The organism is Margalitia sp. FSL K6-0131, from assembly GCF_038008735.1.
Taxonomy (GTDB): domain Bacteria; phylum Bacillota; class Bacilli; order Bacillales; family Bacillaceae_C; genus Margalitia; species Margalitia shackletonii.
In genome coordinates, this window is sequence record NZ_JBBOZS010000001.1 from 3,717,439 (window position 1) to 3,742,989 (window position 25,551).

26 protein-coding genes and 3 pseudogenes are annotated in these 25,551 nt (G+C 33.2%); 6 read left to right on the forward strand and 23 right to left on the reverse strand.

The window, feature by feature from the left end; all coding sequences use genetic code 11:
* Positions 1 to 156: 156 nt before the first annotated feature.
* Positions 157 to 1,386: pseudogene (locus NSQ59_RS18225) on the reverse strand (MFS transporter); the annotation flags it as partial.
* 238 nt (positions 1,387 to 1,624) lie between these two features.
* Between NSQ59_RS18225 and NSQ59_RS18230 the strand changes: the two are divergent.
* A complete protein-coding gene (locus NSQ59_RS18230; RefSeq protein ID WP_055740700.1) occupies positions 1,625 to 2,092 on the forward strand; it encodes a MarR family winged helix-turn-helix transcriptional regulator in 468 nt (155 codons plus the stop codon).
* 437 nt (positions 2,093 to 2,529) lie between these two features.
* On the opposite strand, the gene NSQ59_RS18235 is transcribed toward NSQ59_RS18230, so the two are convergent.
* The 12 genes and pseudogenes from NSQ59_RS18235 to NSQ59_RS18290 all read right to left on the reverse strand — a co-directional run bounded on the left by NSQ59_RS18235 (position 2,530) and on the right by NSQ59_RS18290 (position 11,380).
* Entirely contained in the window at positions 2,530 to 3,051 is a 522-nt protein-coding gene (locus NSQ59_RS18235) for a GNAT family N-acetyltransferase (protein ID WP_055740701.1), read from the reverse strand.
* 162 nt (positions 3,052 to 3,213) lie between these two features.
* Positions 3,214 to 3,846, reverse strand: coding sequence for a TVP38/TMEM64 family protein (locus tag NSQ59_RS18240; RefSeq protein ID WP_055740702.1), 633 nt, complete (start codon positions 3,844 to 3,846; stop codon positions 3,214 to 3,216).
* Between the two features lie 135 nt (positions 3,847 to 3,981).
* On the reverse strand, positions 3,982 to 5,058 hold the full coding sequence (locus tag NSQ59_RS18245) for a HAMP domain-containing sensor histidine kinase (protein WP_055740703.1): 1,077 nt from the start codon (positions 5,056 to 5,058) through the stop codon (positions 3,982 to 3,984).
* Positions 5,055 to 5,741: a response regulator transcription factor gene (locus tag NSQ59_RS18250; RefSeq protein ID WP_340832381.1), complete on the reverse strand. Its 687-nt coding sequence runs from the start codon at positions 5,739 to 5,741 to the stop codon at positions 5,055 to 5,057. Before NSQ59_RS18250 ends, NSQ59_RS18245 begins: the two co-directional genes overlap by 4 nt.
* Before the next feature lies 1 nt (position 5,742).
* Entirely contained in the window at positions 5,743 to 6,321 is a 579-nt protein-coding gene (locus NSQ59_RS18255; RefSeq protein ID WP_055740705.1) for a class I SAM-dependent methyltransferase, read from the reverse strand.
* Between the two features lie 609 nt (positions 6,322 to 6,930).
* Positions 6,931 to 7,263 carry an IDEAL domain-containing protein gene (locus NSQ59_RS18260; protein ID WP_055741267.1) on the reverse strand — a complete coding sequence of 111 codons (333 nt, stop codon included), beginning with the start codon at positions 7,261 to 7,263 and terminating at the stop codon, positions 6,931 to 6,933.
* Between the two features lie 153 nt (positions 7,264 to 7,416).
* A complete protein-coding gene (locus tag NSQ59_RS18265; RefSeq protein WP_055740706.1) occupies positions 7,417 to 7,830 on the reverse strand; it encodes an RrF2 family transcriptional regulator in 414 nt (137 codons plus the stop codon).
* Positions 7,831 to 8,095: 265 nt separating this feature from the next.
* Positions 8,096 to 8,230, reverse strand: coding sequence for a BA3454 family stress response protein (locus tag NSQ59_RS18270; protein WP_055740707.1), 135 nt, complete (start codon positions 8,228 to 8,230; stop codon positions 8,096 to 8,098).
* A gap of 48 nt (positions 8,231 to 8,278) precedes the next feature.
* Positions 8,279 to 8,674 (reverse strand): transcriptional regulator SpxA, encoded by a 396-nt coding sequence (spxA, locus tag NSQ59_RS18275; RefSeq protein ID WP_055740708.1) that lies wholly within the window; start codon positions 8,672 to 8,674, stop codon positions 8,279 to 8,281.
* Between the two features lie 578 nt (positions 8,675 to 9,252).
* Positions 9,253 to 9,381, reverse strand: a pseudogene (locus NSQ59_RS18280) (SRPBCC family protein); the annotation flags it as partial.
* Between the two features lie 668 nt (positions 9,382 to 10,049).
* On the reverse strand, positions 10,050 to 10,475 hold the full coding sequence (locus tag NSQ59_RS18285) for a hypothetical protein (protein ID WP_200915593.1): 426 nt from the start codon (positions 10,473 to 10,475) through the stop codon (positions 10,050 to 10,052).
* Positions 10,460 to 11,380 (reverse strand): reverse transcriptase domain-containing protein, encoded by a 921-nt coding sequence (locus NSQ59_RS18290; RefSeq protein WP_200915595.1) that lies wholly within the window; start codon positions 11,378 to 11,380, stop codon positions 10,460 to 10,462. The genes NSQ59_RS18285 and NSQ59_RS18290 overlap by 16 nt, the downstream gene beginning before the upstream one ends.
* Before the next feature lie 51 nt (positions 11,381 to 11,431).
* Between NSQ59_RS18290 and NSQ59_RS18295 the strand changes: the two genes are divergently transcribed.
* From NSQ59_RS18295 to tnpC, 3 genes and pseudogenes are all read left to right on the forward strand, one after another.
* Positions 11,432 to 11,626 (forward strand): hypothetical protein, encoded by a 195-nt coding sequence (locus tag NSQ59_RS18295; RefSeq protein ID WP_055740709.1) that lies wholly within the window; start codon positions 11,432 to 11,434, stop codon positions 11,624 to 11,626.
* Entirely contained in the window at positions 11,623 to 11,976 is a 354-nt protein-coding gene (gene tnpB, locus NSQ59_RS18300; protein ID WP_143252667.1) for an IS66 family insertion sequence element accessory protein TnpB, read from the forward strand. The genes NSQ59_RS18295 and tnpB overlap by 4 nt, the downstream gene beginning before the upstream one ends.
* Before the next feature lie 100 nt (positions 11,977 to 12,076).
* A pseudogene (gene tnpC / locus NSQ59_RS18310) lies at positions 12,077 to 13,669 on the forward strand (IS66 family transposase).
* Positions 13,670 to 13,984: 315 nt separating this feature from the next.
* On the opposite strand, the gene NSQ59_RS18315 reads toward tnpC, so the two are convergent.
* The 7 genes from NSQ59_RS18315 to NSQ59_RS18345 form a co-directional block, all read right to left on the reverse strand.
* A complete protein-coding gene (locus NSQ59_RS18315; RefSeq protein WP_055740710.1) occupies positions 13,985 to 14,806 on the reverse strand; it encodes an AraC family transcriptional regulator in 822 nt (273 codons plus the stop codon).
* Between the two features lie 299 nt (positions 14,807 to 15,105).
* Positions 15,106 to 15,531, reverse strand: coding sequence for a GNAT family N-acetyltransferase (locus NSQ59_RS18320; protein ID WP_083489378.1), 426 nt, complete (start codon positions 15,529 to 15,531; stop codon positions 15,106 to 15,108).
* Positions 15,532 to 15,603: 72 nt separating this feature from the next.
* Positions 15,604 to 16,413, reverse strand: coding sequence for an alpha/beta fold hydrolase (locus NSQ59_RS18325; RefSeq protein WP_321198666.1), 810 nt, complete (start codon positions 16,411 to 16,413; stop codon positions 15,604 to 15,606).
* A 96-nt stretch (positions 16,414 to 16,509) separates the two neighbouring features.
* Entirely contained in the window at positions 16,510 to 17,055 is a 546-nt protein-coding gene (locus NSQ59_RS18330) for an isochorismatase family protein (RefSeq protein ID WP_055740712.1), read from the reverse strand.
* A 171-nt stretch (positions 17,056 to 17,226) separates the two neighbouring features.
* Positions 17,227 to 17,595, reverse strand: a complete 369-nt coding sequence (locus NSQ59_RS18335) for a hypothetical protein (RefSeq protein ID WP_055740713.1) — start codon at positions 17,593 to 17,595, stop codon at positions 17,227 to 17,229.
* Positions 17,596 to 17,658: 63 nt separating this feature from the next.
* A complete protein-coding gene (locus NSQ59_RS18340) occupies positions 17,659 to 18,522 on the reverse strand; it encodes a GNAT family N-acetyltransferase (RefSeq protein ID WP_055741270.1) in 864 nt (287 codons plus the stop codon).
* 284 nt (positions 18,523 to 18,806) lie between these two features.
* Positions 18,807 to 20,228 carry a M20/M25/M40 family metallo-hydrolase gene (locus NSQ59_RS18345; RefSeq protein ID WP_340832384.1) on the reverse strand — a complete coding sequence of 474 codons (1,422 nt, stop codon included), beginning with the start codon at positions 20,226 to 20,228 and terminating at the stop codon, positions 18,807 to 18,809.
* A gap of 297 nt (positions 20,229 to 20,525) precedes the next feature.
* Between NSQ59_RS18345 and NSQ59_RS18350 the strand changes: the two genes are divergently transcribed.
* On the forward strand, positions 20,526 to 21,071 hold the full coding sequence (locus NSQ59_RS18350) for a TetR/AcrR family transcriptional regulator (RefSeq protein WP_055740715.1): 546 nt from the start codon (positions 20,526 to 20,528) through the stop codon (positions 21,069 to 21,071).
* A 49-nt stretch (positions 21,072 to 21,120) separates the two neighbouring features.
* A complete protein-coding gene (gene tsf / locus NSQ59_RS18355) occupies positions 21,121 to 22,017 on the forward strand; it encodes a translation elongation factor Ts (RefSeq protein ID WP_340832385.1) in 897 nt (298 codons plus the stop codon).
* A gap of 359 nt (positions 22,018 to 22,376) precedes the next feature.
* Here tsf and NSQ59_RS18360 read toward each other — a convergent pair whose 3' ends face one another.
* From NSQ59_RS18360 to NSQ59_RS18370, 3 genes are all read right to left on the reverse strand, one after another.
* Positions 22,377 to 22,847: a GNAT family N-acetyltransferase gene (locus NSQ59_RS18360; RefSeq protein WP_340832386.1), complete on the reverse strand. Its 471-nt coding sequence runs from the start codon at positions 22,845 to 22,847 to the stop codon at positions 22,377 to 22,379.
* 133 nt (positions 22,848 to 22,980) lie between these two features.
* Positions 22,981 to 24,087: a hypothetical protein gene (locus NSQ59_RS18365; RefSeq protein ID WP_340832387.1), complete on the reverse strand. Its 1,107-nt coding sequence runs from the start codon at positions 24,085 to 24,087 to the stop codon at positions 22,981 to 22,983.
* A 468-nt stretch (positions 24,088 to 24,555) separates the two neighbouring features.
* Positions 24,556 to 25,536, reverse strand: a complete 981-nt coding sequence (locus tag NSQ59_RS18370) for a Gfo/Idh/MocA family protein (protein WP_340832388.1) — start codon at positions 25,534 to 25,536, stop codon at positions 24,556 to 24,558.
* Positions 25,537 to 25,551: the final 15 nt, after the last annotated feature.

Here is a 25,551-nt window from a genome sequence, read left to right on the forward strand (position 1 = left end):
AGCCTTGCGGAAATCAAAATCGGCATTATTTTCAGCATAACTGTTAGTGGTTGGTTGACTAACCGTTTCAATACCCGCTGCTGCTTCCAACTCATCAGCAACTTGTGCACTTGAATCCATTTTTTCATTAGTTGTGTGGGCTGCTTCCTTTGCACCAACATATTTTCTTCCGCAAAAAAGTGCAATAATAGCAACAGCCATTACAATTGCTCCAACGTAAAATGAAACGCTTGGGCTAAACCATTCTGCGAGCTTTCCAGCCAAAAATGGTGCGATTGCTCCCCCTAAGAAACGGACAAAACTATATGCAGCAGAAGCTACAGAACGTTCTACCGGTGCAACTTCCATAACAGCCGTTGTGACTAATGTACCGTTAATTCCCATAAAAATTCCTGCTATAATGACCGCCACAATAATCATGGCTTGCGCAGACCAGTTCATACCCAAAACATGAATGGTCGGATTGCCGGAAGCCACTGTTAAGCCCATTACGAGTAGGTCTAATGCGATAAGGAATAGCATTAGATACATGATTCGACGCAAATTAAACCTTTTTTCAACTCGTGGTGCAACAAAAACAGAAAAGATGGCAAAAGCAATACCCCAGCCGAAAAATATAAAGCCGAGATTCATGGCACTCATATTTAATACAAACGGCGTATATGCAAATAATGTGTAAAAACCATAATTATAAAAGAAAGCTGTAAAAGCCATTGATAGTAGACCCGGAAAACGCAATGCACGAATTGGATCAAGAATGGAACTTTTTTGTTTTGGTTTTGCAATGTTCGGCAGTAAGAATAAAATAGCTAAGAATCCAATGGCCATCAATATCGCTACTCCATAGAATGGCGCACGCCAAGTAATTCCTCCAAGCCATCCGCCGAGTAATGGACCAACGGATAATCCAAGACCAATCGATGCTTCATAAATGATAACTGCTTTTGCAGTACCGCCTATGGAGACACTTACAATTACTGCCAAGGCAGTTGCGATGAATAACGCATTTCCTAAGCCCCATCCGCCGCGGAACCAAATAATTTGCGTAACAGTACTAGATAATCCCGCTAATACTGCAAAAATCACAATGATTAAAAGTCCGAAAAGCAATGTCTTTTTTGGACCGATACGGCTTGACACTGCACCAGTAATCAGCATCATGACAGCTGTTACAAGCATGTAACTTGTAAATAGCAGTTCAACCTGACTGGCTGTTGCATGCAATTCTTTTGCAATGGACGTCAATATCGGATCAACTAAGCCAAGGCCCATAAACGCAACCACACAAGCAAAGGCTACCGCCCAAGTTGCCTTCGGTTGACGAAAACTGCCTTTTTTTCGACGCGGTTCCATTGGAACTTGATCCGCATGTATTTGATTTGACAATGCAAACACCTCTCTTGATATATATTAATTAAGGAAATAGTAAATAAAAAATATATTGCATAATACAACAATTGTATAATACAACTACTTTCAACATACAACTATTTGCATTATACACCTTTTTTTGTTACAGTCAAGTGTAGGATTTATTAGAAAAAATAAAAAAACATATTATAATGAAAGTGAAACCTTGATTAATCTTGAAGGGACAAAATTGACTATGTGAGAGGTTAATAATATGGAAAAAGATACATTTGATAATATTCAATCCGCAATAAGTGAGCTTGTCTTACATATAGAATTTGCAAGAAGAAAAGATGAAAAAATAGGTCAGCTAGATCGTTCCGCTTTTCGCTTATTAACGGAGCTGGAGGAGAGTGGACCGATGGGAATTAACGATTTAGCGGACAAATTTCAATTGGATAATTCAACAGTGAGCAGACAGGCCGCTGCTTTAGTATCCAAAGGATATATTCGCCGCATTCCAGATCCAAAAGATGGTCGAATCAGCCTGCTTGAGGTTACTCCCATTGGACATGAAATATTTCATGAAGTCAGAATAGCACGTAAAGAACTTTATCGTGATCTATTGGCTAATTGGCCAGAAAACGACTGCAAACAATTCGAGGAGTATTTGATACGACTGAATAAATCGATAACTGATTTAGTACAACAAAGGGTGGCAAATGAAAAAGATAAACATTAATAAGAATAGGACGTGGATTCCAATGTTTATAGATGTTTTCGTACAAACACTTCCGAAAAGCCATATCGTTGATAAATGAATTTTACTTAGCATTTCTGATTTTCATACAAGCCCCTGTGCAAAGTATGATTTAAGTACAGGAGACTTGTATTTTTTTTGGATTACTTTTCAAATTATATGCCCACATATTACAATAAGGGGATTCTGTATCAAAACACGTCCACTATTCGCGTTTTGATGCAGAACCCCTTACAAGGACAAACAATCAGAATCTGCAAATTAATTGATATAAAAGACAACAACAATAAGCGGGTCCAAAAAATTAAATAATGACAGCTTTACGTAATTCTTTATTTTTCCTTCTTTAAACACTGAGTATACTGATTGTTTAACATAATTTATTATTTTTAAGATAATTCACCGAGGCATTTTTGATTTTATACAAACTTCTCCATCCGAATATCATTCCACATTTTGCCCTGCCAAAATGTAAAGTCTTCGATCCTGCCAATTTCCTTGTAGCCCAGCTTCTGATAAAGCTTCTGCGCTTGGATATTAAATTCAAATACACCTAATTCAATACGTTTCATTCCGCTTTCCTTTATTTGCTCCTCCAAATATTGAATGGCTGCATAGCCTATACCTTTCCCTCGTCCTATGGACTCACCAATTGTAATACCTAACCAAGCAGTCCCAGGCTCTTTTTTGTAGAGGTGGCTCGGATCAACCATGTAATTCATTTCACCTATCAATTGGTCGTCCAGATAAATTAGGAAAATATGTTGGTTTTCCAAGCGTTTTGATAAGTCATCCACGGTTATTTTTTCTTGACGTTCCAATTCGGATTTATTTTTGTTAGGACGAGTTAACACCTTTAAGGCTGGGTCGTTTTCCCATTTATTGAATACTTCTACAACACTAGTATTAGGGTCAGTTAATTTAATAAAATGAATAGCCATGACGTTTTCTCTCCAGTAGTTTTTTATTACGTTCTCTTTTTTCTTCTATAATATTATCCATGCAAAATGTGAATATTGTCAATTTCCCTTGTTTTCTTATTCTTTCAGAACCTCCATGCATCCCGTCCCTGCAGCTGTGTTATTGCATTAACACTATTGCAGCTATATTTTTTGCATCTGCTTAAGATTGTTCCAAATTTTTATAGATACAATTGCAATCAAAACAAACGATATGATAATTAAGACTATACCCACTAAAGACTCACTAAGGCTGATTTCAATAATGCTATATAATATCATTAAAGGGATATTCGAAATAATGATGGTTAAAATGTAAGTAGAATATTTTAACCCAACTGCTGCAGCCAAAAAACATATTGCATCTGATGGTGCTATTGGACAAATGATTCCCAGTGCTAAAAACTTATAACTGTAAGTCTCCAATAAAGTTTTTAATTGTGGATATTTACTCTCTAAATACTGATTGATTCTTTCACTGGAAAAAACTCTTGAGAAAATATAAACTAAGGTTTCACTTAAAACCATGCCAACCATTGATAATATAAAACCAAGTAATGGATTGAAGCATATTCCCCCTAAAAACATTAGAGTTGCACCTGGTATCAACATAAACAGCCTCACTATCCACAGAGCAATAAATAGCAACATTGCATACTTGCTATTTCCAGATATAAATTCTTTTAACACACTCATATCCAGTGACAGTAAATGAAATTGCTTAAATATATATAATGCTATAATCCATATAGCTACAATGAAAATTTTCTTTTTCAATTTCTTCACTCTCCTCGCTTTCCATACATTCATGATAAGCAATGAGAATGAAGAAACACTCCATAAAATTCTTAAGGATTCTTAAGTTTTTTTATTAAGAAAAAAAGCTTATAGAACTTTTAATCCCACAAGCCATTATAAATGTATTGGATGTTCAATAATAAAGCTCATCCAACCTTCTTTATATTCCGCATGAATACTACCATTATGAAGTTCAACAATTCTTTTGGAGATCGCAAGTCCAAGTCCGGATCCTTGATTATCTTTTCTTGCTTTATCCCCTCTGAAAAACCTTTCAAACAATTTATTCACTTCCTCTACAGGAGGCTTTTTTGCTCTATTTGATACTTTCAAAATTGCTTTGCTGCTAAATATGTCAAGACTTATTTGTATTTCAGATGGTTTCATACTGTATTTTATCGCATTCATAAAGAGATTATCATACACACGAACCATCATTTCAATATCCATAAAAACAGGTACATTTTCCTCTGTTATTGACTTTTGAATACTTAATTGTTCATTTTCAAAAATTGGAATGTACTCTCCAACTATTTGTTCTAATAAACCTGATAAGTCTACTTCATTTAGGTTTAACAAAACATCTGGGCTCGATAAATGAGTATATTCAAATAGTTCGTCAATTAAGTATTTCAATCTTTTCGATTTTGAATAAATAGTTTCAAGGTATTCCTGATATTGTTCTTTACTTGCGTATTGTTCTTTTTTTAATAAATCCAAATATCCGATAATGGATGTTAATGGCGTCCTTAAATCGTGGGAAACATTTGTAATAAGTTCATTTTTTGCCCTCTCCAATTGTCTTTCATGTTCAAACTTATTCTCTAACTGATTGGACATGTAATTGATATTTTGTGCAAGCTGAGTCAATTCATCCCTACTCTCAAGTTTAATGGCCAAGCCAAGTTTTCCATTTGCAATTTGGTGAACACTTTCAGAAATGCGTTTCAAATATACTATTTTTTTCCGAACCATTAACAAAAAAACTACAATAAAAGTAAAGATGCCAACCGAATACTGAAGTAACATTAATAAATAACTAATAAGTAAACTATGTTCTGTCGCTTCATTTTTCTTACTCAGATACACGTAAAAAAAAGTAATCAAGGTCATCATACATAATGAAACAACAAAACTAATTGCTATCGCAACAAGAAGCTTTACTATTAACTTATTTCCAAATCTCTTCATATTTTATATCCTGTTCCCCATACTGTTTTGATATAAATGGGATGTTTAGGATCCTCTTCTATTTTGTCTCTAATTTTTGTAATGTGGACCATCACTGTATTGTCAGATTTAAAAAAGTCTTCCTTCCATACTGTTTCATATATTTTTTCGACACTAAGAACAATTCCTTTATTTCTGGAAAGAAGTTCAAGTATCTCAAATTCTTTTGGAGTAAGCCTTACTTCCTTCCCCCGAACCCACACTTGTCGAGTATCTGTATTTATGGTCAAATCACCAATTTCAATGACATTTTTGGTGTTGATTGTTTCTGTATTGTATTTTTTATATCTTCTTAATTGGGATTTTACCCTGGCAATTAATTCTAATGGGTTAAATGGTTTTGATAAATAATCGTCGGCACCAGAAGCTAGCCCCTGTATTTTATCTATATCTTCCGATTTTGCAGAAAGCATGATAATAGGCATATTTCGTTCTTGCCTAATCTTCATACACGCTTCAATGCCATCCATGTTGGGCATCATGATATCCAATATAATGAGGTCAAACTCTTTTTCTTCCAATAGTTTTAAAGCTTCAATAGCATCCTCTACCTTTTGAGTGTACATACCTTCATTTTCCAAATAAACGGAAATAAGATTTCTAATATCTTTGTCGTCATCAACAATAAGAATTTTAGACTCCATTTTATCCCTCCCAATTATTTTGTGGATTAGAACAGTTAAAGACATATGCTGGCGGCAAATTTCTAATTTCTCTTTTCACATCAATTTTAGTAAAAAACTGTTCAATAAACGCTTTCTTAAGTTTAGTGTATTGGAAAGTAATGAATTCTCCATCCTTTTTTAAGATTTTCGCGGTATTTATTAAAATTTTTATGGAAACGTTTTTTGGCAAGCTTGCAAAAGGAAGACCAGAAATAACATAGTCCGCATAAGGAATACGATAGTCCTTTAAGTACTTACCAATATTTTCAGCAGATCCATTTACAATGAATAAATTCTTTTCTTCTTTAAATTTTTCTTTCAACAATAAATAGAATTCTTTATTGTTTTCCACTAATAAAATAATGGTCTGTGGATTTCGTTTTTCAAGCAACTTTTCCGTGAATACACCTGTTCCTGGTCCATACTCGACAATATATTTAACATTCTTAAAATTGATTCTTTCTACCATTTTACTTCCAAGAAACCTTGAACTAGGAAGTATTGCACCTACTGTTCTTGGATTAACTATATATTGAAATAAAAATAACCATCGCTTCATTTTTAATCACTCCATGGATTTTAATTTATAATCATACTTTAAAATCCAAATCTGAAGAAAAAGGAGCAAAAATCCTTAAGAATTCTTAACATTTGAATTTGCTCTTAAAAAACAGTTTGTCCTAAGGACGGAAGAGCAATCATAAACGGATTACCCTAATAAGTAAATCAAATAACAGCTAATTACTTGCACAATTTCTGAAATCGTATGTATTAAGCGTGAACAGTTAGGCGTTTAAGTTTTTCTTTTTCAATAAATCCCCCCAATTATGGTAGATTTAACTATTTTCAAAAAAAAATACCCACTTTAAAAGCAGGTATTTACTCTGTATTGCATATTTTTAAGTATTATCAAAACTAAGGAGAAGTCATTTAAATAAAAACCGTTTATAAACATTATTAAGATAAATACAACTAAAGAAAAATTGTAAAACCTTCTTTAATAAATTCGACATATATTTCTGGATCCTAATTAGTAATAGCCATTTTCATTGCTCCTTTTATTAATGACCTTAAACAAAATCAAATCCTAGTGCAGACAAAATTAACCATACCATTGATTTTTTCCGTAACTAAAAATACCGAAAGAGATTATATTTATTGAAAGATTTCACAGCATTCCATCAACGAGCTGTTTCATCGAGTTTAATTTTGAAGAAAGCGCCATAAACCACTCTTCATCTCCTGTTAATATTGCCAAGTCTATTAGAAAACGGATTTGTTCCTTGTTTATTGCCTTTGAATCAGGTAGTTTTTTAACGTGTTTACTTAAAATTGAAATGGTTTTGGTTATCGTGTCTTTGTTATCACATTTAACAACGGTTACCTTAACTACTCCCCTTATAGTATCAAGTGATTCAATGTAACCAATTATTAATTCACCCTCACTTGATTTTCCTCGAACCCAATCTCCTATATTTAAAACGGGATTATTATTTGACATCATACTTTTCCACCTTCTAAAAAATGATTTTAGTTGAATTTTATTAAGAAATTTTAGTGACAGCATGCAAGGCATACAAACCAAATAAAACTGTAATATTTTTCGTTACATTTAAGCAATAAGAACTTCTCGGAATTATTACAATCAAGCCGCTTACCGTTCTTGATTGATAAGATCAACAACCTCTTTCAATGTATAGTTCTTTAAATATTCCCCTAGATGTTCTTCAGCACCGCAGAAAATAGTAAACAGGACTTTTTGCATATTCGAACCCACAATACACTGATTATTTGCTTCAGGACACTTAGGTTGCAAAGCACCCTCTGAGGTTATCTTATAAATATCCCAGAGATTAACTTCACTTAAATCCAAAACAAAAATAAACCCGCCGCCAGTCCCCTCTTTTGATTGTATAAACTTGTGCTTTTTTAACAAACTTAGCACTTTGCGAATGCGTACTGGGTGAACACATGCACTTTCTGATATAGCATTACTTGTTGACATGCGGTCTGGCTGTAAAGCTAGAAAAGTTAAGCTGTGAATGGCAAGTGTAAAATCGCTGTTCATGGTTTTCCTCCTAAGATATAAATTGCTAATCACTTTATACGTTGAAAAGTACTTTTTCTTATATAATAACATACTGTAGCAGTAAATATTACAGATAGGTTGTTAAACGTTAAGATATATATGAATTATTCTTAATGAAGAAATAAATTCCTTTATATCTCATTCTAGCTCACCTATGCTCAGGCTGTATTTAATTACTTTTGAATAATTTGATTCAAAAAACCTTTTTATCTTTATCTTTGCTTTTAAGTCTGAAAATAAACTTTTAAAGATTCCATTGTTTCTTAACTTGTTCTTCTGCCAACTGTCTAATTTTTGGCCACATCGTCTCTTTACTCACAATGACATTTGTATGATAATTACTATTTTTATATTTAACTGTAACAAATACTTCAATCATCTCCTTCTTCCTCCTTTCAAAAAAATTTACCTCAAAGTATATTACTTATTAATTAACCATTTTTTGCAATTCAATGCTCAAAAATGTTCGAATCCTACGAGGCAAAAATTTACGAATTTCATCCTCGTTATAACCAACCTGTAATCTTTTTTCGTCTAGGATAATTGGCCGACGTAACATTAGAGGGTACTCGATTATTAAATTATAGAATTCATTAAGCAAAAGTTCCTCAATATTTATATTTAATTCCTGAAAAGTTTTGGATTTAGTCGAAATAATTTCGGTAGCCCCATCTTCTGTTAATCGAAGAATCGATTTAAGTTCATCAACAGTAATAGGACTTGCTACTATGTTTCTTTCAATATAATCAATATGATGTTCCTCGAGCCAGGCTTTTGCTTTCCGGCATGAACCACAGCTTGGGGTCGTAAATAGAGTTACCATATTTTTACACGCTCCTTTAATATTTTTTGTCAAATGTACACTGCCAGACTGTTTCAAGAATGGGGTATTTAAATGTATTAAAAAAAGTTACAGTTCACAATCAAAAACACGTACTATTATCTATTCAACAATATTTATTTTATTCTCAGCTGAACTATTCATATTTTATTAATATTATTTGATTTACAATTCTACTTCAATAAAATTACTTTAACTTCACGATAAGGCATTTGTTTAACTAAATTTTACAAGCGATGGCAAATTTATTTCCAACAACATACTGTAACTTTAAACTTTACAGTTCATTTAGTCAACTGTTAAATGCTGGTTTCAATCTACCGACTGAACTAAAATTTCTTATCTTTTATTTGACTTTACACATAAAGCTGCCCCCTAATGCATATAAGGAAATCTGTAAAACAGCTGTTGTACCCGAAACATGTAACAGCCAAGGCTTTTTTTTAAAAGCGCTTGGCTGCTTTGATATCTCTAGATTTACTTAAATAAAAGACGATATGTTAAAGATTTAGATTTTTCTCAAGTCAAGTAACCTTTCTTTCTAAATCGATTTCTATCGGTCAATCTAAGAATGCTTGTTGCAACGCCTCTAGGCCATCTTTATAGATGCCATGGAACAGATCTATAGCTTCTTTAACAGTAACGCATACAGGATTGAAACTGCCAGAGCACTCTACCAATGATGATGAAAAGATATTAAAAAAGCTATAAACCTTATAGTATCAAGGTTTATAGCTCATCATTTGGTATGATTCTGACTGGGCTCGAACCAGCGACCCCCACCCTGTCAATTCACATTTGTAAGTTACCGCTAATTTCTCAAGGTATCCCCAAACCTACTGATATCAAGGGTTTGGGGATTGTTTAATGTTATTTCATTTCCTCGTATATTTTAATGTTTTTTTTAGTGTGTGACCAGTTTGGTGACCAGAACTCATATTAAACTTTTTCTCCACTTCTGATAATAAGAGTAGCAATTGCTTTAGTTTATTTGATAATCCGTACACATCTTCTTTGGAATTAAAAACAAATGATTAAAGTTTATCATACGCATTCTGTGCTGCATCTTCTAAATATGTATCCTTTAATCGTTATCAAAAATAGCCGGTCAACAAAATTTTTACTGCTCCTTAGATGTGAAAATAGTTATTAATAATCGTAGGAATTAGAATCTGGATTCATTGTCCTTTCAATCCCAACGGTAATGACATTCATTCTTATTGCTTGATATATTCTTAAGAAACTCGGTATTTCCATTATTCCTTTTTTGCCTTTAATTCTTCTACTCTTGCATTCTTGTATCAAATCATTACAGTTAACATTAAACGGGAATTGATCATCCCTTAAGTGCCCCCACTTAAGTAGAAGTTTTTTTCTTTTTTTTTAGCGTATTTAGAATTGTAGAGATAAGCCATTTATCTAAGTACCTTAGCTGGTCTTCATCATCTAACAATGGGTAAAAACTCATAATACCTTTAAATCTTAATCTTTTATAAGATCCATTAAGATAATTTCTAAGCATTCTCTCATTTAGATTACCGTATAAATAACGACGAATTTGCATTATAGCAGTTACAAAGTCCCTATCTTCGTCATTTCCTGGAATCATGACCGATTTAAGAGTTTCCCCATTTAATGGTTGAATTAAGTTTCTATAAAGAATATAGCTTATTTGTTTTTTTATCTTATTAACAGAGGAAGGTTTAATACTGATATGTTCATTCGAAAGCTTATACCCCAAAAATTCTACATAATGCTTGTAAGAAGCTAGCTCGGAAGGCATTCCTTCTTTTTAGATAAGATACTAATTCCATCAGATTTAAGAGCGTTAATTTTAACCCCTGCCTCTGTAGAAAACATATTAATTATTTCAAATGATTTAGTTATCTTTCCATAGTCATCTGCCCAAATAATTGTATCATCTGCGTATCTTGCAAATCTTAAACCTTCTTTTTCTAATTTTTTGTCCAACTTCCAGCATGCCATATTTGCTAGAAAAAGTGATAAGGATGTTCCTTGGGGTATACCTTTTCCCTTTACCATATTTACTAAGAATAACTTAATAATACCTTTTTCAAATTCACTTATTAAAAAACCATTTTGATTGAATTGATCAAATAAATAATCGTGATTAATCGACCCAAAAAAATCTTTGAAATCGAATTCGGCTACAAATGTTCTGGGGCTTAATTTTATATCAAGTCCAATATCATTTATCGCATAATGTACATTTCTGTCATTTCTGTAGGCATACGAGAACGAGCTAAATCTATGTTTGTTTTTACTTAATAGTTTTTTATAAAAATAATTGGATACCGCTTCATCCGGTATTTGGAATATATATACTTCTCTTTTTCCACCACCTTTTTTATCAACATAGTTTATATAAGGTTGGTGTGTTTTATATTCACCATTAATTAGCTTGTTAAATATCGAGGTACCTATTTTCTTGTAATGCTTTAACACATAATAAGGATTGTGCTTTCTATCGACTTTCCAGTGTACAGGTACTTTTACTTCCTTTGGGGAAGGATTTGTTACACGCCGTTTGTTTCTTTGATACTCTAATTCCAAAGAATTATGATAATTTTCGTTGTTCGACCTTTTTTTTTTTGCAAATTCAAATATTGAATTTATAATATCTTGTTTTAACAGTAAGCCCCCATTCAAACCACGCATTTCAAACATATGGCACCACTTGGTATGATACTTATATCAATCAAAGGAGGTGCTTTTTCTATGCCACAACAAAAATTAACCATCGTCCCCGTCACACTTCATACCGAAAGTAAAAAGGATTTACCACCCACTTCTCCAAAAGAATCTTTAACTAGCATTTGCACAATCAAAATGGCAAACGTTGAAATCTCCCTTCATAGCGGCGTAGATGAGTACGTAATTCGAACCATTATGAGGGAGTTGAAACATACGTGAAGCACGATTATACAAATGTCAAAAACATTTACATTATTTGTGGAAAAACCGATATGCGTAAAGGAATTGATGGCCTTGCCACACTGATTCAAGATACATTCAAACTGGATCCATACGGCGATTCCATTTTCTTATTCTCTGGATGGAGTAAAGATCGTTACAAATGTTTATACTTTGATGGTGATGGCTTCGCCATGCTTTATAAGCGTTTGGATAACGGCAAACTACAATGGCCCAAGGATGAAAACGAAGTACGCAATCTTTCACAAAAGGAGGTTCGCTGGCTCCTAGAAGGATTATCCATTCAGCAGCCAAAAGCAATAAAATCATCACTGAAAGGGGCGTTCTAAATCTATCAAAACATTGATTTACAGCCGTTTTTAGCTTCATTTTTTTTGTCCCAAATGGTATACTATAAGTAACGAAAACGGGCGAAAAGTGGTGAGACGAATGGTTAATGTTTCTTCAAATAATGGGGCACAATATGAAAAATTAATTCAGCTTCTTGAAACGCAATTGACCAATTCCAATCAACAAAACAATAGGCTTTCGGAAAAACTCGATAAGGCCTTAAAACAGAACGAGGCATTAACCGAACAAATTCGTCAATTAACCAAAGCTTTATATGGTTCTAAATCAGAAAAATCAAAGTATTAAGTACCAGACGGTCAAGGCTCTTTATTTGAAGACGATCCGTCTTTTAACGATTCTGAGCAGACAGAAGAACAAAGCACAGAAACAGTTAGCTATACCGTTGTCCGTAAAGTATCAAAGAAAAAGAGAAACGATTCATTTAGCAACAATATTGAGATAGAAGAAATTCACCATCATCCAGCTAATACGCTATGTGATTGTTGTCTTCATCAAATGACAGAAGTAGGTACAACAATAGCACGTGAAGAAGCAAAATTCATTCCAGCTACAATGAAGCGTGTGCAACATATCGAGCATGCCTATGAGTGCACGGTGTGCAAAAAAGATACCACTCAAAAAGCACAAATCAAGCGTGGGAAAGCACCGCAAACTGCCATTCAACGTAGCATTGCAGGACCAACTGTTTTGGCTAAACTTATCTACGATAAGTTTATTCAGTACTTGCCTCTTTACCGCCAGGTGAAAGAATGGGAACGATATGGTCTACTTACAAATGATAAGAACCTATCTAACTGGGTTATTCGCGCTGCCGAAGATTGGCTTCAACCAATTTATGATTTGATGAAGCAAGTACTAACAGCCAAGTCAGTGCTCCATGTGGACGAAACCTATGCGCAAATCATTAATCGTTCCGACGGAAAATCCGGTCAATCGAACGCTTATAACTGGGTATGTCGTAGCGTACCAAGTCAAGGTCCTATCATTGTCCTTTTCAAAAGCGCCTTATCTAGAAGTCGAGCTGTATTAGAAGATTTGATAGCCGGGTTCAAAGGAACGGTGATTTGCGATGGCTATTCAGCTTACGGTCATTTACCTGACGTGCAGTTCGCCAACTGCTGGGCGCACACGAGGCGTTATTGGTTAAAAGCTGATAGTAAAAACGGGCGAATAGGCGTCGATTACTGCGACCGGTTGTATCAGATTGAGCGTAAAATTAAACACCTTTCGCCAGAAGAGCGCCAACAAATAAGACAAGAAAAATCGAAGCCCATCGTAGATGAATTTTTCGCTTGGATTGATCGCTCACCGTTCTTCGGTAAAAATGCGTTGGCGAAAGCAGCTGAATATACGTTGAGCCGAGCAGAAGGATTAAAAGCATTTCTTGATGATGGCCATTTAGAAATCGATAATAATCTTGCTGAAAATGCGATTCGTCCCAACGTAATCGGTCGCAAAAATTGGCTGTTCTCTGTAAGCGAAGCAGGTGCAAAAGCGAACGCTATTTGTCTAAGTTTAGCTGAAACAGTAAAAGCAAATGGTATCGATTTTTATCAATATTTAGTCAAGCTACTAACAGAGCTGCCAACTTTACCAATTCACCAGCAGTCGGATCTTTTACATAACTACATGCCTTGGTCAGAAAATATCCAAGCCACATGTGCAAAATAGCCAACTATCCGAAAAAAATATCAGATGGCTGGCTATTCGTCGTGCGTACCGTAAAGGTGCGCTATTTTTTTATATTTCGGGCTTACTATTTATCAAACTCGCTTTAGCATCTAATGAACTTTTACAACTTTCAGGTGATTTCGTGAAAAAAATAAAATATAAAAAAGCTTAGAGATATTGGCATCTCTAAGCCTTTTGACTTTGAAATATACTGTGAATTTTATGTGATTTGCTATTTGATTTGGCCAGCTATTTACCGCATTGCACCTCACAAGTAAACCCATATTAGTATTAACACGCTTTTGAAAAATACGTTCAAATCTTGTATTTTTTTCTAAATTCCGAAATGGTAATCCCCCATCTTTTTTTAAATACTCTTTCAAAAGTATTTAGACTTCCAAATCCAACTTCAAAGCATATTTTTGTAATATCCCAATCCGATTTTAGTAATAGATGTTTAGCATGCTCCAATCTAATTCCTAATAGGTACTGGCTTGGTGTGCATCCTAGAACTTCCTTAAAGAGCTTGATTAAATAAAACTTACTCATCTTACAGTGATCAGCCAAGATATCTAATGATAAATCATTATGGTAATTTTCCCCCATATAATGAATGACATTTTTTATAATTGGATTGCAATTTACCATGTACTCCTTTTCCCATAGTTCCGAGTGAGATCCTTTTTGAATGGATAAAAATATTTCCGCTAGTTCCCATTCCAATTCTTCTGTTTGAATTTGATGATTATTATCAAAGAGGTTAAGTTTAATTAATTCATCCGCAGTTTTAATTAATTTCTCAGAGGAGTAATCAATTTGGTTAAAGAATTCTATATCATTTACATGATTATTCAATTTTGTTGAAACAACGTGATCAAGAAAATGCTTATTTATATTTACTAACAATATCCGACTCTTATCTTCTTCTGTGAAATGAAAATGTTTTTCTCCGGGAAATGTTAGAAAGTGCTTGCTTGATTCCACTTTATTTACTACTTTATTCTGATCCAAAAAAGTACTTCCCTCTAATGGGATGGTAATTTGATAATCATCCCCATGATCATGTTCAACTGGGTCTGATGAATATGAATCAAAACGGGACAACATAAGCTTTGTGTTGGGTAATTTTAAATTCACATACCTCAGGACGCATTCCCCCACTTGTTTTTCCTAATATTACAAATACATTATACATTTTCATAAACAAATTTTCATTATAAAAAAATTAATCAATTCATCTATATGAATATATTTTCTATTTGTTCGCTTGTTATAGGGAGTATATTTATTTGCAGTGGAGAGATAACTTGAAGAAAAGAAACACAGCTTCACTTGTTAAGTGAATTAAAAAAATGACGTATGGATAATTATACGCCATTTTTTTATTCCCCTATTTAACTGGTTGAATGTGTTGGTTGGATGTTTTTTGAGGAAGATTAATAATTTTCCTTTCTTATAAAAACTACTTCGCCAATACCCTCAGTGAACCCCCATTTTCTATAAAACGGCAGCATTTCTAATTTGCAATATAATTCAAAATGCTTTACATCCTTTAATAAAGGATGCTTCATAATTTTATCTACCAATCTTCGACCTAAATCTTTCTTTCTATAAGATTCTTTTACCATTACATCAAAAATCAAAGCTTTATAGACATAATCAGTTAAGACCCTTGCAAAAGCAATCAGTTCGTTCGTTTCGGGTAAGCAATAGGCAACAATTATATCAGAATTATCAACCATTCGTTTAACATCGTTTAAATTGCGCCCTTTTGTCCACCATTCCAATTGAAATAAATGATGTAAATCTATTATCTGATTTTGTGTAAGTTTTTCAATAAATTCACATTCTATTTTAAACACCTACTTACTTATTTTTATTAAAGATATTAGGGACCTAATATTTAATATAAAATTTATGATAAATGTTTCATTTTAATAATGTTTTTTCAAAAACTTTTTTATATCGCTATTTATTTTTACTAGGTATTCTTCTGAAGGGAAATGACCCATATCATAGGATTTTAAATCTATCAAATTTGGGATAATGTCATTAGCAATTTTATTTATTCTTTTGTCTGGAAAAAAAATATCCCTTTTTCCCGAAATAACTAAAGTAGGAGAATTGAAATGAACGAGCTCCTTTTTTTCCGTCAATTTGGGCATCTCTTGTTCAAGCTTGGTATATTTGAATATATCGCCAATAATTTTTTTATCTATTTCTTTCATTCTATTATCTGATAATGCTTTTGCAATACTATTAAGATAATTCTCTGAAGAGGTAACGTGATATAAGACTAAAGGCAATAAGACATCTTTCATCATTTTCAATTTAGATCCTAAACCTATTCCCGCTGGAGAAATTAATATTGCACAATCTATTTTATTTGGCATAAAGGCTGCCAATCTTAAAATAATTCCCGCCCCATAGGATGGACCGATAAAGGCACTTTGATCAACATTAAAATGGTTCATTAATTCTAGGATCCATTGCGCAAAACTATGATCTTTCGCAGAAATCCTAATTTCTTCACTATATCCGGGATGACCAATTGTATCTGGGGCATATATTCTATACTCATCTGTAAGCGACGAAAACCAAGATAAAGTCATTGGATTTATACAATTCCCACCTTGGAATATAAATATAGGCTTTCCCACTTTTGGACCAGATACAATAACATGAGTTTTTCCATAGCTTGTGTCAATATAGTACCTTTCAACATCAAATTTAAATGATTGCATATAATTTTCATAGTGCCCGACAATGTATGTTTTCCCTTCAGCGCTTTTATAAATTGTCCTACCCTTCATCATTTCACTCCGTATTATCTAAATATTTCATTGCTGTTTTAAAAATTCAATATCACATTCTTTCACCACTTTTATCTTACGATCAGGGCTTCCAATAGTGCTTAAATGATAGTTATGATGATCCATTATTTCCTCCGCTGGAATTATTCCATCCACGGTTGTATGTCCATTCTTTACTAATGTAACATCATAGCCTAATGATATGGCAGCTCTACATGTAGTATCTACACAATATTCCGTTCTTGCACCCATTACAACTAAATGAGTTACCTCCAACTCCCCTAGTATTTCTTGCAGTTTTGTATGATTAAATGCATCCGTTGCCAATTTATTAATCACTATATCTTGCGATCTGGGAGAAACACCGTCCACAAATTGCCAATATGGAGAATTTCGGGTTAATATGCCTCCAGCTGGTTCTTCATGTTGAGTATAAATAATTGGAACTTCTTCTATTTTTGCTTTCTGTATTAAATTTTTCATTGAACACATGACTTCTTCCTTTTTAAAAGTGCCCCATAATGGCCCCATCTGTAAATCTATGGTCAACAAGGCAGATTTATTATGAGTCATTTTTTCACATCCTTTTTATTCTTAAAGGTCATATATTTAGAGAGGATAGTATTAATCGCTCTATTAAAGAAATCAACCTGAAAGTTTAATCATAAGTATCCTGATAACAAACAAAAAATGGAGGCGGGCAATCCACTCCCCATATAAACTCTCACATTTAAGATTGTTCAATTAACGAATACTTAATAATTGGATAATTATAATAATAAAAAAGATTAATAGTTGAGGAATCATCGCTTTTATTAATTCGCGATGTTTAAAAATAGAAACGATTAAACAGCAAATTACATTTAAGCATATGATTCCAAGGGGAAAAAATCTGGAAATTCCGAAAAGCGTAATGGCACCGATATAGATCATTAATTCAATTAAACCTACAAATAACAGTAAAACACCACCTTGTAGTGACATTACTCTTAAAGACCCAATTAAACTGTTATCAGCTTTTAAAACCATTAATTCCTTTACTAATTTTTTCTCCCCATATATAACATGCACAACACTTATTAAAATAAGAATGACTCCAACCATTAATTTCATAGTAATACTTCCGCCCATCTATTTTGAGTTAGCATTGTTATTTTTAAAGTACAGAAAAGTCCACTATAAAATATAGTACATTTCATATTGTGCTAGATTATTTCTTTTAAATCCTAAGCGCTTAAGAAAACCTTCTAGCTTATTGTTATTCGGAAAAGATGTCGTCATATTCTTTAAATCAAAATCCGCTTTGGCTTGATTTAATAAAGCGATGCCAATACCATATCCCCTGTGGTCTTTATCCACCATTAAAAAGCTAATTCTTCCGGTACCACTGACACATAAACACCCGACAATTGCATTTTTCACATAAGCACCATAGAAATGATAATTTTCAGCTAATCGAATATAGTCCACATCATTTTGCCAATTAATATGATAGTCCCAATTCACTGCTGCTTTCTCATAATCAATGAAACTCGTTTTTTTGAAGTCGACATTTTCCAGTATTTTCGCCTCTGGTAATTGGGATGGATCAGATAAGGAGAAAACAGAAAGATTATATATCTTTTCATAACCGAGTCTTTTATAAAAATTAATAGCTCGATCATTTCCAACAATTACCTCTAAAAACAGCTGCTTGCAATTATGTTTGAGTGCTTCTTCTTTATGCAATTCAAAAAGCCTTTTACTTACTCCTTCTCCTCTAAAATCAGGGCTAACAGCCAAGGCACCACACCTCATGGTTTTAATGCCCTCGTAGTGTTTTATACCGCCAAGGATGACACCGATTGGTTCGCCATCATAAGTAGCCATAAATGAGTGTTCCAGGCTATTTCCTTCAGGTCCAAAAAAGTTCTTTATAAATGTTTCTTTTGGCATTTCTATTTTAATAATATAATCCGAAAATCCTTTGGAGAATGCGGAAAAAACTAAATCAATATCTACTTCTGCACATCTGTGGTACTTAATTAGTTCTTTTTCCATTTGATTATTTATGATATTAGTGTTCATTGAAATACCTCCTCCTGACTTTGCCAATACATACTGTATAGAAGTGAATAATTTTTCTTTATAAATGTATCAGTACTTTATATACACCGCTCATTAAAAATTGCTTTAATTAATAGAACAATTTTTACAATGCGACCTGATCCCCCTTCAAACATGGGTCCGTTATCGAGTGATCAAAAGATTTACCTTAAGGGATACCGTCACCTTTTTTTACTCATATTTAACTTTTTCGAAATTTAAATCCTAAAAATACACCATTAACATGTATACAAGGAAAGAAAGGTTTCAACGGCTCTTTTAAAGAAGTCCACTCGTAAGTTTTCATTATGAGTATGCTGATTACAATCAAAATTAGATGTAGGTAAGCCAATCACTGGTATATTAATATTTTCAAAAATGTACAGTGGCAGGCTTCCTCCTTCCGTTGGCATGATGACAATATCATTTCCAAAAACTTTTTTAACTGCGTTTATTACATATTGTGCTTCTTTTGAATCGTAACTCGTTTTGGTTGCAGGAAATCCAGCTTTTTGTTCTACCACTGCAATCTTACCGAGAGCTTGCAAATCTTCTAAAGTAGGGTTTTCTTCCATTAAAGTCCACCCTTGCTCAAGAATATGAACCTTTACTAAATGAAGGATTATATCAGGATCCATTCCTTTCACAAGCCTGACATCGAATTCAGCCGTGGATTGGCTTGGAATAATATTTCTCCCACTTTCCGCAACATAACCTCCAGATAAACCTCTAACATTTAAGGTTGGCAGATTAATTAATTCCTGAAGGGATAACCCATCCATTTCAGGTTTTTTGATACCAAACATACCTCTTATGTCGTTTTCAATCTGTGGTATTTCCTTTATTATTTTCTTTTCTATTGCGGTCATTGGAGTCACATCATCATAAAACCCAATAATAGATACCTTCCCTTTTTCATCCTTCATGGAGGAGATAAGAGTGGAAAGATGAAAAGCAGCATTAGGAAGGAAGTTTCCAAAGTGGCCACTGTGTAAGTCAACCGCTCCAGTATATACACTTATATTAAATTGTAAGATGCCTCGAAACCCTAACTCTATTGTTGGCAAACCACTTTGATGAGTTTCTCCTGAAGCCGAGATAACTAAATCCGCCTTCATTTTATCTTCGTGTAAAGATAGAAGTTCTTTAAGGCTTGGGGATTCCACTTCCTCTTCACTATCAAAAAGGAATTTAATATTAATCTTAGGAAAAATGTTTTCTTGACGAAGTATGTCAATTGCTACTAGCGATGCAATAATGGAGTTTTTTGAATCTGCAATAGATCTACCAATAATTCTATAATTTTGTATGTCATTACTCGGAATGTCTTCAATGTTCAATGATTCACCATCTAAGCTTTTTCTTAGAACTGGTTTGTAAGGTGGAGAGTTCCATGACTCTTCTTCAACCGGAACCCCATCAAAATGGCTATAAATTAAAATGGTTTGCTCTGCACCTGGAGTAATTAATTCCCCGAATACTAGAGGCCGATTTGTAGGTGTTTCCAACAGTTCCGTAGTTATTCCTTTTCTTTCCATAATGGACTTTAAGAATTCGGCATTATTTCTTATTTGATTTGGGTCATAAACATTGTTTGGAATGCTTGTAAAATCCATCAATTCCTTTATATATTGTTTTAGATTAGTATTATTTATCATCATACCGTTTCTCCTTCCTTTTAAGGGAGATGATGATAATATTTTTACACTTTTTCTAAGGGCTTTCTCTTTAGAAATTGTTGTTTATTTTTTAAAATAAATGGTGATTACTGTTGCAAAGTATTTTATAGATTTAAAAAATTTGAACCTGTTGAGTCGCTATAAAACCTAGCTTTCCCTCCCACTTATTTCAATAAAAAAAAAGACACATTAAGTTTAGGTATTTTTGGTGCTTGACAAAGTTAACGCATGTCATTATATTATTGAACAGTGGTCAATTAAAAATTAGAAGGTGATTTAATGTCTCCAAGAAAATCAGTCGAAAAAGAATTATCAAAGGAACAAATTCTTAATGCCGCTCGCAATTTATTCTCGGCAAAAGGATTTCAAGAGGTTTCCATGCGTGATATTGCTAAAGAATTAGGATGCAGTCATGGTGCAATTTATTATCATTTTAAAAACAAAATTGAATTATTTAATCAACTGCTCCAGGCAGGGTTTAATTTACTCGATTCAATAATGGAAAATATTGTTAGTGATGAGCATAGTCTAAAGGATATTTTATTAGGATTTGTGGACTTTGGCTTTAAGTACCCACACCATTATGAAATTATGTTTATTACAAAAGAGGACGCATTCTTACTACATTCTGCCCCTTTAGATAGTTACAAAAGATTTGAAGATGAAGTAATGAAGTTTAATGTTATTTCTTCAGAAGTTTATTTCATATTTGTCTCACTTCATGGTTTTGTCTCATACCATCTTAGAAGTGAGCAGTTTTTAGACCGCGGAATGACTATTGCAGAACAATTTGTTGATTTTTTAATAAAAAATCAACAAATTTAATTTTTTGATTTTTATTGACCACCGTTCAATAAAAAAGGAGGAAAGTGCGATGAATAATATTATAAGTTCATCTTTAGTTAAAGAATTAAGGAAAAAAACAGGGTTAGGAATAATGGATTGTAAAAATGCCTTGATTGAATCAAACGGAAATCTAGACGGGGCTATTGAGATTCTTAGAAAACAGGGTTTCTCCACAGCAAACAAAAAAATGGGTCGTACAACTTCAGAAGGTCTAGTACATGCTTATGTTGCTCCGGACCAAAGAAATGGTGCAATTATAGAGGTAAACTGTGAAACAGATTTTGTAGCTAAGAATGACATTTTCAGAAAGTTTGTAAAGGATATAACCGTACTTGTAGCCGAAAAGAACCCAGATGATCTAAACTGTTTACTTTCACTAAAGTTACCGGGAGACAAAACAGTAGAAAATATGCTTCATAATTTGGTAAATACATTCGGCGAAAATATAATGATTAAACGCTTTACAAGATTTGAGGCAGCTGGAAATGGTGTGATTGATGCTTATATCCATGACGATTATTTAACGGAGGGTAAGATTGGTGTATTGGTGGAAACATCTTTTAATACACTCTTCAACCCTAAAATTAAATCTTTTATTAGAACGTTGCTAATGCATATAGCCGCAACAAATCCAAAATATTTGGATAAGAAGGAAATTCCCGAATATGTTTTAAATAAAGAAAAAGCTATTCTAAAAACTTTAGCAGAAAATGAGGGTTTATCTGGAAACATACTTGAAACATTTATACAGGGAAAACTAAAGAAGTACCTCAAAAATAGTTGTTTATTAGAACAAGATTTCGTCATGGATCCAGACAAAACAGTAGGGGATATGATAAAAGCTTTGAATGATAAAAACAATGGAGAACCTTTTTCTATTCTGCGATTTGTTCGGTATGAAAAAGGGGAATCATTAGAATTCTAGAAGCTAATTTTCTGGTGACCTATACTATAGGATTTACTAACAAAACTTCAAAATAAAAAGTCGATTCCTTAACGTACAGAAATCGACTTTTTAAATTTAACATTGCATTAATTAATTCCTAGGAATTGTTATTTTTGTTGAATTCATCAATCTAACGCCCTTAATGCTTTTGTTTCGCTTTTTGTTTTTTAATTTCCCCTTGTTTTTGCTTAAAACATCATCACGCAGTTTATTAAGTTTTTTTCTTTCCGCTTTCCGTGTCTCAATATATTCTTTCATTGCCTCTTGTGCCTTTGTTGAAAAATCATATAGATTTTCGTATCTTTTTTCCAAAAGCAACAAAGTATATGAATAGAGACTTAAACAATGAATTTTTGAACGGATTTTCTATTTTCATCATAGTATTCTGCGTAGTCCCCATTCGTGAAATCAGAAATGACACTTCTCCAAAAAGCCTGTGCAGGATAATTCTTAGCAATTTGTGTTACCTTCCAACTACCAGGGAACATCTGAAATAACTGAATGGCCGCCCTTTTGCCAAATCCTTTTCCGTTGTATTTTTGTATAATGAAAAACTCCTTTACTGTATTCGGATTACCCTCTTTTTCACTTTCAATTAAAGCAAAACCAATATATTCACTTTCGAGCATTATAAAAAATGGATGTAAATCTGGGCTCTCCCAATATGGATCTAAATCAAAGGGTTTATACGATCCATTTTCCTCTAAAGTAATTCCAGGAATATATTTACTAAATTCATAGATATAAAATTGCATAAGGTTTTCCAAGATAGGTTTTTGTTCTGATAGAACTTTTACTAGTTTTACCATGTTTTCACTCCAACTAGATTTATTGTCATTTTCAAAAATTTTTTTGTAAATGTTATTTCATTAAAGGCGATGAGCCTTCCTCGATAAACCAAAATATTACGTGCCTACCTCCTTTATTTAATTTGTATGACTTTTAAAAGTCAATTCTTCTATATACCAATCCTAGTGTTGTCCATCGGTCACATAATTGTTCTCCCTTTATCACTAGTTTATCCGGTGTTTCTAAATAAAGAATAACAGGGAGATTTTCTATGTAATACTCATTTTCCGTTTTTTTATAGAGGCACTTACGTGTTCCAGTTGGGTCAATCATAAAGGAACCTTCTAACCTAATTTCAAACCCAAGTTCTTCATTCACATATTTTCCCACAGGTAGCGAAGAAACAGATATTTCCGTAGGTATGATTTCAAGTTCACTAAGCATCATTTGTACATATTTGCTCCAATTGCCCTCAGATATTTCAAATGGGAGCTTCTTAAATGGAAATATCTCGAACAACTTTTCCGCAGTTTTCTGATAATCTCGTAAAAATTCCTTGTATCCATTAGCGCCTTTTGGACGGTTTTGATAATAAGGCAGATGTTGATCTCTTTCCCATATATTTATAAAAAATTGTATTCCTCGGTCTTCTTCCATATAGGTAATGGTGTCATTAACGTTATCCCTATAAAAATAGATAAGAACCGGGTTAAATTCTCTTAATAAACCATAAATTTTGGATAGAAATGTTTCAAGAAGTGAAAATGATGCATTTTCCAATAAAAAGGTATAAATTTGAAACTGAAAAATACTGCTGTCTAACAATATAATTTGGTCTTGCTTTCTAATTTGCTGGGCAAAATCCTCCCATTTATCCAATGCAACATCTATGTACTTTTCTAATGGAAAATTCCAGACATCAAATTGTTTAATTGCGTGAAGCACTTCTTCATCAAGGAATCTATTCCATTCTATTTCTAATAAATCAAATGCAATATATTTATTTCTTGTTCTTTTTACTCGATTTAATATATTGGAGCTATTTGGATATCTCCGAACTAGCAATTGGTACTCATTATAGGTTAAACATGATTCATAAAAGAAAAGGGTTGGATGCGGTCTCGCCATTTCATGAACCCATTTCGCGTGATATCCATTGCTTTCAAATTGAGATAATAGTATTCTTGAATTTGTTGATTTCCCAGTAGATGGTAAACCCTCAAGGAAGATAATTTTCGAGTGCATTTCCTTTTTAGACATATGTTCCCCCTTATCCCTAAAACGGCTCCTGTAATTGAGTTGTCATACCCTTTTATCTCATAAGATAGATCATAGGGATACTCATAAAAAAGCCTACTCTTGAAATGAAAGTAACAAATAACAGTACCCAAACCAAAGGGTGAAAGGTCCGGTTTTTTCCTTTAGTCAGTCAGAAAAGTTTATTCATTTATTCCCACCTATATATTTAGTCATTAATGATAAATTATCATTTTTTTATATTTCCTCACTACAATTACGCTTTCTTTCCTATCCTAATTTTTATTGTAAATAGAACAATTATCTGTCTAGTTTGGTTAAAATAAAGTAAATTGATTCCTTCTAATGATCATCACAATGCTAAAAGTTGAGTAAGAAAATTTTAAAATATCAATATGTTTCTATAAGTTATACTTATCTATTTCTCGACTTGCATCTTAGATTAGTTAAAAACAAAAATGGTCGATTACATTATATAGTTTGCAATTCTGTTTCTTTGTAACTTAACAAATTTTCAAGGATTCTTTGAACTTCATATCCTTCTTTAAAAGTAACTAAGGTTGCTGGATCACCATTAATCGCTTTCAATACATTGTCTACTAAATCAAGAAGATGATTAATTGGACTTATGTCTTCTATTTTTGTTAAAGCTTGATTCTTTTCTCCAAAAAAAACATTGTTCCAATCTTTTAATGTCACAATTCCATATGATCCATAAATCGTAAACTCCATCAATTCATTTTCAGCTGTTCCGCTTAGCCCGTCAAAAATTAAAGGTATACCATTTTCTAATTGTCCTGTTGCAATCAATCCCGTTTCTGATTGTCTACAGTTTTCAGGAAATGTAACAATTGAATGAAGATCTTGAATTCTCCCAAATAGATGCTGAATTAATTGGATGTAATGTGGCATTATTTCCCTTATAAAGCCACCTTGTTCTCTCGTATTAATCCAATTGTTTTTTTGCCATTCCCTTGGCCAATCCGGAAAATGAGACTTCACTTGAATCCGTTGAATGGTACCTAAACGATTTGATTCGATGATTTGATTCATTGTTTTAAATGCATTTCGGTAATAAGTAGGAAAATTCATCGCATGCACCAAATCTTTTTCATCCGCAGTCTTCCACATTGCCTCTGCCTCTTGAAGGGAATTCGCCAATGGTTTTTCACATAACACATGCTTATTGTTTTCAAGAGCCTCCATTACGATTGGATAATGATATTTTGGTGGTACCGCTATATACACTAAATCTATCTGTTCGTTTTCTATGATGTCGAGATGGTTCGTACTAAGGAGAACCTCCCCAATACTTTCTGATAATTCCTGCAATATTTTTTCATTCACATCACAGATCCCTACGATAAATACTTCTGGATGTTTTAGGAAAGCTTCCAATACCCTTTTCCCTACACCGCCTACTCCAATAATTCCAACACCGATTTTTTTCATCAAAATTCCTCCTTC

Coding starts and splice junctions, on each gene's coding strand:
- NSQ59_RS18290 (WP_200915595.1), bottom strand. CDS start 11,380: ATGTTTGAAATGCGTGGTTTGAATGGGGGCTTACTGTTAAAACAAGAT.
- NSQ59_RS18235 (WP_055740701.1), bottom strand. CDS start 3,051: ATGGCTATTCATTTTATTAAATTAACTGACCCTAATACTAGTGTTGTA.
- NSQ59_RS18270 (WP_055740707.1), bottom strand. CDS start 8,230: ATGATTGAAGTATTTGTTACAGTTAAATATAAAAATAGTAATTATCAT.
- NSQ59_RS18250 (WP_340832381.1), bottom strand. CDS start 5,741: ATGGAGTCTAAAATTCTTATTGTTGATGACGACAAAGATATTAGAAAT.
- tsf (WP_340832385.1), top strand. CDS start 21,121: ATGAATAATATTATAAGTTCATCTTTAGTTAAAGAATTAAGGAAAAAA.
- NSQ59_RS18370 (WP_340832388.1), bottom strand. CDS start 25,536: ATGAAAAAAATCGGTGTTGGAATTATTGGAGTAGGCGGTGTAGGGAAA.
- NSQ59_RS18330 (WP_055740712.1), bottom strand. CDS start 17,055: ATGACTCATAATAAATCTGCCTTGTTGACCATAGATTTACAGATGGGG.
- NSQ59_RS18325 (WP_321198666.1), bottom strand. CDS start 16,413: ATGCAATCATTTAAATTTGATGTTGAAAGGTACTATATTGACACAAGC.
- NSQ59_RS18245 (WP_055740703.1), bottom strand. CDS start 5,058: ATGAAGAGATTTGGAAATAAGTTAATAGTAAAGCTTCTTGTTGCGATA.
- NSQ59_RS18365 (WP_340832387.1), bottom strand. CDS start 24,087: ATGTCTAAAAAGGAAATGCACTCGAAAATTATCTTCCTTGAGGGTTTA.
- NSQ59_RS18260 (WP_055741267.1), bottom strand. CDS start 7,263: ATGTCAAATAATAATCCCGTTTTAAATATAGGAGATTGGGTTCGAGGA.
- NSQ59_RS18335 (WP_055740713.1), bottom strand. CDS start 17,595: ATGAAATTAATGGTTGGAGTCATTCTTATTTTAATAAGTGTTGTGCAT.
- NSQ59_RS18230 (WP_055740700.1), top strand. CDS start 1,625: ATGGAAAAAGATACATTTGATAATATTCAATCCGCAATAAGTGAGCTT.
- spxA (WP_055740708.1), bottom strand. CDS start 8,674: ATGGTAACTCTATTTACGACCCCAAGCTGTGGTTCATGCCGGAAAGCA.
- NSQ59_RS18350 (WP_055740715.1), top strand. CDS start 20,526: ATGTCTCCAAGAAAATCAGTCGAAAAAGAATTATCAAAGGAACAAATT.
- NSQ59_RS18340 (WP_055741270.1), bottom strand. CDS start 18,522: ATGGAAAAAGAACTAATTAAGTACCACAGATGTGCAGAAGTAGATATT.
- NSQ59_RS18255 (WP_055740705.1), bottom strand. CDS start 6,321: ATGAAGCGATGGTTATTTTTATTTCAATATATAGTTAATCCAAGAACA.
- NSQ59_RS18265 (WP_055740706.1), bottom strand. CDS start 7,830: ATGAACAGCGATTTTACACTTGCCATTCACAGCTTAACTTTTCTAGCT.
- NSQ59_RS18295 (WP_055740709.1), top strand. CDS start 11,432: ATGCCACAACAAAAATTAACCATCGTCCCCGTCACACTTCATACCGAA.
- NSQ59_RS18345 (WP_340832384.1), bottom strand. CDS start 20,228: ATGATGATAAATAATACTAATCTAAAACAATATATAAAGGAATTGATG.
- NSQ59_RS18360 (WP_340832386.1), bottom strand. CDS start 22,847: ATGGTAAAACTAGTAAAAGTTCTATCAGAACAAAAACCTATCTTGGAA.
- NSQ59_RS18285 (WP_200915593.1), bottom strand. CDS start 10,475: ATGCCTTCCGAGCTAGCTTCTTACAAGCATTATGTAGAATTTTTGGGG.